At 43.2% G+C, this 11,070-nt stretch carries 10 protein-coding genes; 3 read left to right on the plus strand and 7 right to left on the minus strand.

All coding sequences use genetic code 11. The features are described 5' to 3' along the window. Positions 1–61 precede the first annotated feature (61 nt). From ACYVRA_RS15920 to ACYVRA_RS15940, 5 genes are all read right to left on the minus strand, one after another. The gene (locus tag ACYVRA_RS15920; protein WP_461253717.1) at positions 62–1,711 is read right to left on the minus strand and encodes an ABC-F family ATP-binding cassette domain-containing protein; all 1,650 of its coding nucleotides are present in this window, start codon (positions 1,709–1,711) and stop codon (positions 62–64) included. Further along, positions 1,708–3,378, minus strand: coding sequence for a DEAD/DEAH box helicase (locus ACYVRA_RS15925; protein WP_461253718.1), 1,671 nt, complete (start codon positions 3,376–3,378; stop codon positions 1,708–1,710). The genes ACYVRA_RS15920 and ACYVRA_RS15925 overlap by 4 nt, the downstream gene beginning before the upstream one ends. Before the next feature lie 131 nt (positions 3,379–3,509). Beyond that, positions 3,510–3,773, minus strand: a complete 264-nt coding sequence (locus ACYVRA_RS15930; RefSeq protein ID WP_461253719.1) for a hypothetical protein — start codon at positions 3,771–3,773, stop codon at positions 3,510–3,512. Continuing rightward, on the minus strand, positions 3,770–4,033 hold the full coding sequence (locus tag ACYVRA_RS15935; protein WP_461253720.1) for a hypothetical protein: 264 nt from the start codon (positions 4,031–4,033) through the stop codon (positions 3,770–3,772). The genes ACYVRA_RS15930 and ACYVRA_RS15935 overlap by 4 nt, the downstream gene beginning before the upstream one ends. 195 nt (positions 4,034–4,228) lie before the next feature. After that, entirely contained in the window at positions 4,229–4,573 is a 345-nt protein-coding gene (locus ACYVRA_RS15940) for a helix-turn-helix domain-containing protein (RefSeq protein WP_461253721.1), read from the minus strand. Between the two features lie 157 nt (positions 4,574–4,730). Here ACYVRA_RS15940 and ACYVRA_RS15945 point away from each other — a divergent pair, with 157 nt between their 5' ends. The 3 genes from ACYVRA_RS15945 to ACYVRA_RS15955 all read left to right on the plus strand — a co-directional run bounded on the left by ACYVRA_RS15945 (position 4,731) and on the right by ACYVRA_RS15955 (position 10,199). After that, positions 4,731–6,266, plus strand: coding sequence for a WD40/YVTN/BNR-like repeat-containing protein (locus tag ACYVRA_RS15945; protein WP_461253722.1), 1,536 nt, complete (start codon positions 4,731–4,733; stop codon positions 6,264–6,266). 956 nt (positions 6,267–7,222) lie between these two features. After that, complete coding sequence (locus ACYVRA_RS15950) at positions 7,223–9,790, plus strand: methyl-accepting chemotaxis protein (protein ID WP_461253723.1); 2,568 nt, start codon at positions 7,223–7,225, stop codon at positions 9,788–9,790. Positions 9,791–9,821: 31 nt separating this feature from the next. Continuing rightward, a complete protein-coding gene (locus ACYVRA_RS15955) occupies positions 9,822–10,199 on the plus strand; it encodes a response regulator (RefSeq protein WP_461253724.1) in 378 nt (125 codons plus the stop codon). Between the two features lie 18 nt (positions 10,200–10,217). Here ACYVRA_RS15955 and ACYVRA_RS15960 read toward each other — a convergent pair whose 3' ends face one another. Continuing rightward, positions 10,218–10,397 (minus strand): hypothetical protein, encoded by a 180-nt coding sequence (locus tag ACYVRA_RS15960; protein WP_461253725.1) that lies wholly within the window; start codon positions 10,395–10,397, stop codon positions 10,218–10,220. Further along, positions 10,394–10,918, minus strand: coding sequence for a hypothetical protein (locus tag ACYVRA_RS15965; protein ID WP_461253726.1), 525 nt, complete (start codon positions 10,916–10,918; stop codon positions 10,394–10,396). The genes ACYVRA_RS15960 and ACYVRA_RS15965 overlap by 4 nt, the downstream gene beginning before the upstream one ends. Positions 10,919–11,070 lie beyond the last annotated feature (152 nt).

Consider the following 11,070-nt stretch of genomic DNA (forward strand, 5'->3'; position numbering starts at 1 on the left):
TGGCGAGGTCTTTTTGTAAATATTTAGTTGTTACAGATTACCTGTTTGTATAGTTTGCAGCCTAAATCCTCAACCTTTCCAAATGGTGATACGCGGCGCTGCGAAGCTGTTTTACGCCCTGGTCTTTAAGATAGTCGTCAAAAGTCATCATGCGGTCGATATAGCGGTCCGTGTTTTCTTCCTGCGGCAGAATTTCGATAATTCGGGTCGCGATTGAATTGATAAATTCGTGATCATGAGAATTAAAAAGTATAACGCCGGGGAAGGAGGTAAGCCCGTCATTGAGGGCGGTTATCGCTTCAAGGTCGAGGTGGTTTGTCGGCTCATCAAGTATTAAAACATTCGCCCCCGAAAGCATCATCTTGGAGAGCATACAACGTACTTTTTCGCCGCCGGAAAGGACGTTTACGGGCTTAAGGGCTTCTTCTCCCGAAAAGAGCATACGGCCTAGGAAACTGCGGACATAAGTTTCGTCCTGATCGGGGGAATACTGCCGTAACCAATCGGTAATTGATAAATTGGAACTGAAAAAAGAAGCGTTGTCTTTTGGAAAATAGGAAAAAGAAGTGGTCTGCCCCCATGAGTATTCGCCGCTTTCCGCTTTTTTAACGCCCGCGATAATGTCAAATAACGCTGATTTAGAGGAGTGTTCAAGGCCGACAAACGCTATTTTGTCGTTCTTATTTACCGTTAGCGAAAAATCTTTTAAAAGCGCCGTACCCTCAAAAGAAAAATTTAATTTTTCCGCTCGCAGGACATTATTGCCGATTTCACGATCCGGCTTAAAACCGGCGTATGGGAATTTCCGGCTTGTTACGGGAACATTTTCAAGGTCAAGTTTTTCCAATACTTTTTTACGGCTTGTCGCCTGCCTGCTTTTGCTTGCATTAGACGCAAACCTCTGAATAAACTCCTTTAATTCCCTTGCTTTGTCTTCCCGTTTTTTTAACTGATCCCTCGCCTGTCTTTGCAATATCTGGCTCATCTGATACCAGAAATCGTAATTGCCGGAATATGGGGTAATTTTGCCAAAATCAATGTCGCATACGTTAGTGCAAACCGCGTTTAAAAAATGGCGGTCATGCGAGACGACGATTACCGTGTTGGGAAAATCTATTAAAAAATCCTCTAGCCACGAAATTGATTCCAAATCCAGGCCGTTTGTCGGCTCGTCAAGGAGCAGTATGTCTGGGTTGCCGAAAAGCGCCTGCGCCAGAAGGACGCGCACTTTTTTGGATTCGTCAAGCTCCGCCATAAGGCGGCTGTGATCTTCTTCGTCAAGGCCGAGGCCGGAAAGAAGCTGGCCCGCCTGCGCTTCCGCTTCCCAGCCGCCTAAGTCGGCAAAGTCAGCCTCAAGTTCGCTGGCGCGAAGACCGTCCTCTTCGGTAAAATCTTCTTTCGCGTAGATTGCTTCGCGTTCTTTTTGCACTTTGTAGAGTTTCGGGTAACCCATGATGACAGTTTCAAGCGCAGGATACTTTTCGAAAGCGAAGTGATCCTGTTTTAAAACGGCAATACGCTGGTTTTTTGAAACTGATACTTCTCCCTTGTCATGCTCAATCTCGCCTGAGAGAATTTTCAGGAATGTTGATTTGCCCGCCCCGTTGGCGCCGATTATCCCGTAACAGTTGCCGGGAGTGAATTTTAAATTTACGTCTTTAAAAAGCGTCCGCTCTCCGAAGATTAGGCTTAAATCCGTGACAGTTATCATTTTTTCTTAAATAGTCCTATAAGTTTTGATATTATTCCCTTTTTAACAGGAGTGGTTTTTACTTCCGCTTTTTCAACGTTAGCTGTTTTTTCGCTTGCTGTTTCAACGCTTGCCGTTTTAACGCTTGCCGTTTTAACGCTTGCCGTTTTAACGCTTGCCGTTTTAACGGCAGTGGTCTTAACTTCCGCCGTCTTTGCGTTAGCTGTTATATCAATATCCGATTTTCCGGCATATTTCTTTTTATACAGCGCCATTCGCTCTTCCATAGAAAGACGCGAAAGGTCTTGTTCTTCGTTTTGAGGTTTAACAGGTTTCTTTTTATATTCAGTTTCAGAAGAACTTTTGCTTTTATTAAATTTCTTAAACGGAGTTTTAGGCGCCTCGGCGGGCTTTCTTTTCTCGTCTCGTTTAAACTCATCGCGTTTAAACTTACCGCGTCTTGTATCGGATGTTTTTGTCTCTTTAGCGCGCGCTCCTTCGTAGACATCAATTGATATAAATTTGCCCGCGCTTTTGTCGTCATCATAATGTTCCTGCATCGCTATTTCCGACGGGATTTTTTTTCCGATATAACGCTCAATGGCGGGTAACTCGTATACGTCCTGCTCGCTCGCAAGTGTAATCGCTTTGCCTGTCTTTCCTGCGCGGGCAGTTCTGCCGATACGGTGAACATAATTTTCGGCTTCTACGGGGAGATCGAAATTTATAACCATCGCGAGGCTTTCAATATCAAGGCCTCGCGCCGCGACATCGGTAGCGACTAGGGTTTTTATTTTTCCGGCTTTTAAGTCATTGATAATTTTTAGCCGTTTTACCTGCGGCAGATCGCCGATGATAAATTCGCAAGCGTAGCCGTTCAATTTAAGGCGCTTTGCGACAATCTCGGTATGCTTTTTTGTGTTGCAAAAAATCAACGTACTTTCTGGCCTTTCGTTTTTTAAAATGCCAAGAAGTAGCGTCATTTTTTCACCCGAAGGAACATGGTAGAGAACCTGCGTGATTTCCTCGACAGTGACAATTTCTGGTTTTACCTCAATCTCAAATGGCGACTTTGTGTATTCCCACGCGAGATTTTTTACCCACGCGTTTAATGTAGCGCTGAAAAGCATTGTCTGGCGGCGGTCGGATGAAGGCACTACCCTGATGAGTTTTCGCAAATCAGGATAAAAGCCCATATCAAACATACGGTCGGCCTCGTCAAGAACAAGAAATGAAATTTCCATCAAATTCATTTTGCCTGACTTGTTAAGGTCAAGCACCCTGCCGGGAGTTCCGACCAAAATTTGCGCGTTTTCTTTTAACAATTTTTCCTGCCCTGCGTACCCGACTCCGCCGTAAAAACATCCTGTTTTAAAAGGCAGATACTTGCCAAGTTTTTTCGCTTCTTCTTCCGTCTGCACAGCCAACTCCCTAGTCGGAGCCATGATGAGCGCCTTGCGTTTGAATAAGGCTTCCTCCGTGAGCATTCTTTGAAAAATAACGATTAGAAAAGCGGCAGTTTTGCCCGTCCCTGTTTGAGACTGGACATACAAATCCTGAAAGGCATGACCGTCCACGCCAAAGGCATGGGTTAGAACCTGCTCTTGTACGGGCATACAGTTTGTATAACCTGCGTCATTGATGCCTTTTTGAAGATCGGGATGCAGGTTGAAATCTTTAAATAACATACGTTATGTTTAGTTTACAAGGTTTTTGATTAATTGGGAATAGGGGGGATTATACCGAAAGATTTCTCACTAAGAGCACAAAGGTACAAAGAACACTAAGAGGAATGGGTGTCCTAAGGTTATGTGTAAGATTATTTGCCAACGGCTAGTTTTTCATGGATTAGGTCATTGATTATTTGTATCTTGCTTTTGTGAAATGTAGTTGACTGCTTACGCAGATATTCCATTACATCATGATCCAATTCATTTAATGGGAGATAATCATGAGCAAAACCGGGTTTTACACCCTGTTTTAAAAGATTTGGTCCTGGTTCATAGGGGTTATTGGTGAAATAATCATCCCAATACTCGCACTCGGCATCGGTCATCCCGGTTTTTTTCTCAATCTCAGTCATAGAATTTCCTCTCTCTTGTATAGATGAAAAAATTGCTTTTGGCAAGGCATGGCATGAAATACATTTATTCCATTTCCATCAAATTCATTATACAGTATTTCAACCGGATTTGCATTCAAATCAAAACCTAAAATAAAACATACATTTTCACGATTTTTATATTGATCTACATAACAACAGGTTTTGAAAGCATGACGTATATCTGCCTCAGTAAGATTATGCTTAAAGGCTGACTTACGAAAGATGAATTCCGGTTCCATAGGTTATTATACCACTTTTCAGGTTTTTTAAAACCCTCCCCCTCTTCTCTACACGATGTATGCCCAAACATTTATTCAGTACAGTGCAATCCGGCAACGTTGTATTGCCCTGTACTCAAGGAATTTATTTGGCATACGTCTTCTAGCACTATTAGAAAAAATGGTGTGAATCACCGAATAAATGTTACCGCCTTTTTATTTATTCTTTTGATTTTTAAATTCATTGGCTATTGCCTGCTTGATTGTAACATTGACAATCTGTTCAATATTGGAAACTATAGACTGCTCTAAATGTAATAATGCCCCTTCCGGCGTAGCAGTAGCGTCAAAAAGCTGAAAAGTCTCAATTTCGAGCGCTTTTGCAAGGCGGTCAAGCATTTCGGGCGTGGGGAATTTTTTTGAAACTTCAACCATCGCCAAATAATGCGCTGAAATACCTGCCTTTTCGGCAAGTTTTTCTTGAGTTAAACCACATTTTTTTCGATTGTTTTTTAAATTAATAGCCAATATATTCCTAATATTTTGCGTTTTCTTTGGCATATCTTCCCCTAAAGGCAATAATAAGTGTTTTTTAGGGATTGACTTATTGCCTTTATAGGAAGTATTCTTGCATATTAGGGACTATTTCCTGAGCTTTTTTGTGTTTGCACAAAGTTAATTCAGGAAATTGACAAAATTAAACTAAAAGGAGTTTTTAATGAAAAACAAGAAATCAAATTGGGGGAGTTTTGTGACAGAAAAACTCCAAGCTAAAATCAATATCAGCTTGCTAATAATGATTTTAGCGATAACCGGATTTGGGGTAGCGGCTTGCAGTGACGGCGGCGGTGGAGGCGGCGGAAGCCTTAATGGGACAGTAACTTCAGCAGGCGGAGAAACGTTGGTTCTGAATAACGGAAGTTTTTCCGCGTCTCAGAACGGCGGAGAATTTGCAAAAGGAACCTATACCACCAGTGCAAATAACATAACGATGACGGTTACGCAAATCAAAGGTTCCGCGTTTGGAGCACCCGGGACGGCGATTGGGCTTTCATCAACCCAATGGTATACGTCGGATCAGTTAAAGGCAGCTGTTAGAACTTACTATACGAGTATTGGGAAGACTCAGGCTCAGGCGGATGCGGATTTTGCTGAAGATATTGCGCCGTTATTTGCCCCACAAACAGGAACCTTTACGGACAATACGCTGACAATCGCCTTTTTTGGTGAAACCGAAACCTACACCGGCACATTGTCCGGCGACGGCGGCACTACTGGTGGTGGTGGCGGCGGTAACAGCGGAGGAGGAGGCGGCGGCACTGGCGGTGGTGGCAACCCAACAAAATGGACACCCGTATCGGACAGCAAATTCGGTACAAGCAACATCAGAGCCATCTCCTTTGGAAACGGTACGTTTGTCGCTGGAAGCCATAACGGCAAAATGGCGACATCTCCTGACGGCGTAACATGGACTGCCGTAGCAGACAGCAAATTCGGCACAAGCGACATCTACGCAATCGCCTATGGCAACGGCAAGTTTGTCGCCTCTGGCGGCAGTGGTAAAATTGCGTATTCGTCTGATGGCAAAAACTGGAATGCAGCGCCATCATTTGATGTAGATAATGGTGGTGTGAGACGCATTACTTATGGTGGCGGTAATTTTGTCGGCTGTGTTACTACTAGTGGTTATAGGATATATATGGCATATTCGGAAGACGGCATAAACTGGAAAAAAGGAGCGGAAAGTATATTAGGAAAATCTAGTGGTAGTTTTGATAACTATGTCTATGGTATTGCTTATGGTAACGGCAAGTTTGTCGCCGTTGGCGAGCACGGCAAAATTGCGTATTCGTCAGACGGCGTAACATGGAAAACAGCGGACAGCAAATCCGACGATCACATTTACGCCATCGCCTATGGCAACGGTAAGTTTGTCATCGGAGGCAGTTATTCTACTGACGGCATAAACTGGTTATTCGGATCGGATATGAAATTCGAATACTCCTCTTCTTACGTCGAGCCCATCGCTTATGGCGGTAACAAGTTTATCGCTGTGAATAGTAGGAAGATCGATGTTGAAACATCATATTCGATTGACGGCATAACATGGACGGCAGGTGGTAAAAATATAGTTGGAACTACTACAAATGGCAGTCAAACTATTGGCAACACAGTTAACGCTATCGCCTATGGCAATGGCACATTTGTCGCTGTTGGAGATATTGGCAAAATAGCGTATTCATCGGGCAATTAGGAAAACCAAAGGGAACTGATGATAAGCGGTTCCCTCAAACAACAGGAGGCGCAATGGTTGGACACGCAAGTAACGCACAAGTAACTGCCACCCAAATTTCATAGTAGTCTGTAACAGCTAAATATTTACAAAAAGACCTCCCGCAAAGGCGCAGAGGCGCAAAGTTGTTGTTCTCAGGATCGTCGTTTTTCTTTCAAGATTTGTAGTCAACCTTATATATCTTGATCAATAATGGGTCATCGGATAGGAACTTTGCGTCCTTTGCGTTCTCTGCGCCTTTGCGAGAGAAAATTTGAGAATAATGTTTTGTAAAGTTCTAGCTGTTACAGTCTAATAGTGTCGTTATGCGAAATTTAAACACTACGGGTAGTGTCTATTGCTAATAGATCTCAGTGGTAAAATTGCTTATTACCGTCTGACCACTAAAACACATAAATAGGACTTTTTCGATGATACTTTTTTCATGTGTTTTAGTGGTCAGAATGTATGCCTAATAAATCCTTGAGTACAGTCAGGGCAGGCTGCGGGTGGTAAAAACATCTTCTGGAATTCCTCGCCGTAGGAGACTTGGGAATAAAACAAAGAAAATTCAGAGAATAAAGTTCGGCGACGTACCCTAGATAAAGCTTTCTAACTACCGCTATTCAGTCGCCGAAAGGCTCCGTAGGCACAGCCAAATAAACGCACGGCGTAGCCGTGTAGATCAATAATGCCGCACGCTGAGAGCACCAATAAATGCCGCAGTCCCAAATAAAAGCAAGGCCGCCTTTAGGTGGCCGTCAGTGCGACGTTCTCCCAGAGTTTTTGCCACCCGCAGCCTGCCCTGACTGTACTAAATAAATTCTTTGGGCATACATCGTGTAGTCGTTAGTACGATTTGTACTGTTGACAAAAAAAATGTATGGTATATTATTATAACATGATAGTTTTTATTATGCAATAAGGGGTAAAAGAAAATGAAAATTAAATACAAGCTAAGCATCATGGTAATTGCTATCGTTGTGGTCGTTATAACGGGAGTCGCCGTACTGCTTCTACGGCAATCTACAACCATAAGCCGGACTCTGAGCGAGCAGAAAATAGCCCTTCTAGCCCGTCAACGCGCCCAGTACTGGAATGGCCGTATAGGCGGTTATTTACAGGTTTTACACGCGATGGCTCAAGTAATGTGCCATTTTGAAAGCACCGCCCCTGCGGAGCGGCGTGACCAGTATGAGAAAATAATGAATTCAATTTTTGAGGAACAGCCCGATATGGTTAGAATGTTTACCGTCTGGAAGCCAAACGCCATTGACGGCGCGGACAGCCGTTACATAGGCAGGACAGGCTCAACCGTGACGGGGCAGTTTGCTTATGCCTTAGGACAGGAGACAGGCAAAACAGTTCCTCAGACCAGCCAGGTTGTTGACGCGGTAATGGAGTATGTTTCCGGCCCCAACGCGAAGAAAGACAATGTGAGCCATCCCTCCCCCATGTCGCTGGCAGGAACTGATACCTACGTCGTCAGGCTGATGGTTCCTATTATCAATACCAACGGCGGTGAAATAGTCGGAGCCATCGGCTGTCAGTTGAATATCAATTTAGTACAACCCCGAATAGAAGCCACTATTAAAGAATTTGAAGAAGTTGCCGCAATATCTATTTACTCAAGCAACGGGTTTATTATAGGAAGCTACCGCCCAGAGCGGATAGGGAAAATGATGAACGAAGCTGAAGTACAATTCGGCAGCCATATAAACGAAGCTTTCGAAGCTGTTAAAAACGGAAAAGAGTATCAGTGCTTCAGTTATGCCCCTACATTAAAGACAAACGTGGAAATATCTTTGATTCCCATACCCATAGGGGACTCAGACACGACATGGTCGGTAATGATAGGTTCAACCGAAGAATACATTATGAAAGAAGTCCGTGAAATGATCGGCTTTACCGTTATTTTGTCGATGATTGCGATAGTGATAGTAACAGTAATTATGTACCTTGTCGTGAGCGGTACAACCAAACCGATCGGTTATTTAGCCGAAGCTTTCTTGGTTGTAGCTAAAGGCGATCTTACGCATGTATCCAATATCAGCTCAAAAGATGAAATAGGCGACCTTGCCCAAGATTTTAACTTAACGGTAGAAGAAATTAAAACCCTTGTAGGGACAATGAAATACAAAATAAACGCGCTGACCAATACCGGCCATGAGCTTTCCGCGAATATGGACAAAACCTCCAAATCGGTAGACCAGATTTCTGAAAATTTTGATGGCATGAAGGTCAAGATGAACGCGCAGGAACACAGCGCGGCCGAAGCGGAAAAAGCCGTGAAAACTATTAAAAATAGCATCGACGGTTTAAATATGTTAATAGAAAGCCAGTCTGAAAGCATCAATAATTCATCTTCCGCAATCGAAGAAATGACCGCCAATATTCATTCAGTAACAAAAACTTTGATAGAAAACAGCAAGAATGTAATCGAATTGACAGAAGCGTCTGAAAACGGAAAAACAGGGCTTCAAACTGTAGCGCAGAAAATATTGGATATTGCCCACGACTCCGAAGGTCTTTTACAGATAAACGCGGTCATGAACAATATCGCCAGCCAGACGAACCTGCTTTCCATGAATGCTGCAATTGAAGCCGCCCACGCCGGAGAAATAGGGAGGGGGTTTGCCGTAGTTGCCGAAGAGATAAGAAAACTTGCCGAAACGTCGGGCAAACAGTCAAAGACGACGGGGGCGATGTTGAAAAAGATAAAGACTTCCATAGACGGAATAACCGAATCTTCCAACGAGGTTCTTTCACGTTTTGTGTCAATTGACTCAGCCGTTAAGACGGTTTCGACGCATGAAGAGAATATCCGTAACGCGATGGAAGAACAGGAAGTAGGCGGGAAACAGATACTGGATTCAATGGGCAAGCTGAAAGAGATAAGCGTATCTGTTAAGAAAGGCGCGTCTGATATGTCGGAATCGGGAGACCAACTGAATCGGCAAACCGGCGAATTAATACAATCCAGCAATGAAGTTGTAAACGGCATGAACGACATAGTGAACGGGGCAATGAAAGAGATAAAAGCCGCAGTAGTTCTTGTTGATGAAATGAGCGCCGAGAACAGCCGTAACTTTGAAGAATTAAAAACTGAATCAAAAAGATTCAAAGTTGAATCTGGCAATGAACAGAAAAAAGTCATCATAGTTGACGATGATGAAACCGTCCTTACCATGACAAAAGCCATGCTTGATAAAGACTACGAAGTAACCACTGTCAGTTCCGGTAAAGCGGCTTTAGACTTGTTCTTTAAGGGTTATACTCCCAATTTAGTGTTGTTAGACTTGAGTATGCCCGACATGGGCGGATGGGATACCTACATCAGAATACGCGATCTAACCAGATTGCATAACGTACCGATAACGATTTACACGGCTTCGGAAAACCCGGAAGACAGGGCAAAAGCGCGCGAACTTGGGGCGGTTGACTATATAATTAAACCCATGAAAAAAACCGAACTGCTTGAAAGAGTAAAAAAGCAGATAAAGTAGAGGTGCTAAAGTGGAATCACAGGACTTAAAAATGGATTCAAACAGTGAAAAGAAAAAAGTCATGGTAATTGACGATGAAGAATCCATTCATACTCTGACAAAAATTATATTGGCGAATTACGAAGTAACCTCTGCAATGTCAGGCCCGGCTGCGCTGGACTTAATCGCTAAGGGGTATGTTCCCGATTTTGTGTTGTTGGACTTAAATATGCCCGAAATGACCGGATGGGAGACCTTTACCAAAATACGGGAAGTAGCCGGTCTGCAAACCGTGCCAATAGCGATATACACGACTTCAGAAGACCCAAAAGACAAGGCCCGCGCAGTAGAAATTGGCGCGGCTGATTATATAGTTAAACCTGCTAAAAGAGCGGCGCTTCAGGCAAGAGTGGCGGAGTTGATAAAGTAAGTATTTATCAGCCATGGCTTAGGCAGCGACTACCGGTGCCTTATTGTTGCGCTTTGCATTGTATTCATCAATTGCCCTACATATTTCTTCATCGTCTTCTTTAGTCAGTTTTTTGCTGACAACCTGTAGCTCATTGTTTCTAAGGACTTCCATAAACCAGTCAAAGTCTACTTCTTCTTTGGTATCTAACCATATCATAATTTTGCCTCCGTTTCAGGGAAATATTTATCCAGTAAGACTTGCGCGTCTTTTTCAAAAATAGCCATTCTCCGCTCGCTTATCAGCACCGCCCCAAGCGTTTTTTCGTAATGGGGGATGAGGGCGGTCTTTGGATCGAAAGCGATAACTCCATTAAAACCTAACTCTTTTGATAATTTACAGCCGAAAGCGGTCAAATTACCACATACCCCAAGGTATTTCTTTCCTTTACCGATGTTACATGGCGCGCTTTCTATCAAATGCATAAAAATATGTTTTACGCGTTTTTCAAGCGATACCATGCCGTGTATGGTTTGCGGTTCTTTTTCGGCAACCAATTTATATACTTGCTTTTCAGGTTCGGAAAACTCCAGTTTCCAATTAAAAAGCCAGCCGTTCTTTTTGGTAATCTCTTTCAAATCGGCTGATGTTACGGGCAAGACAAAGGTATTAAGCGTTTCGCCTGTCTGGGCGTTTTCAATTGATTCTGTTATTTTGTCTATTTCAAAATCCAGTTCCATCTTTTTATTGTATCATGAGCAAATAAAACAGACAATGTACACTATGAAAAAGCGGCGTTAGACAGTGCGTGTACACTACACGATGTATGCCTAAGGAATTTATTGAGTACAGCCTGCCCTGACTGTACTAAAATAACTTCTTTACGCATACA

This window comes from Treponema sp. R8-4-B8 (genome assembly GCF_054786175.1).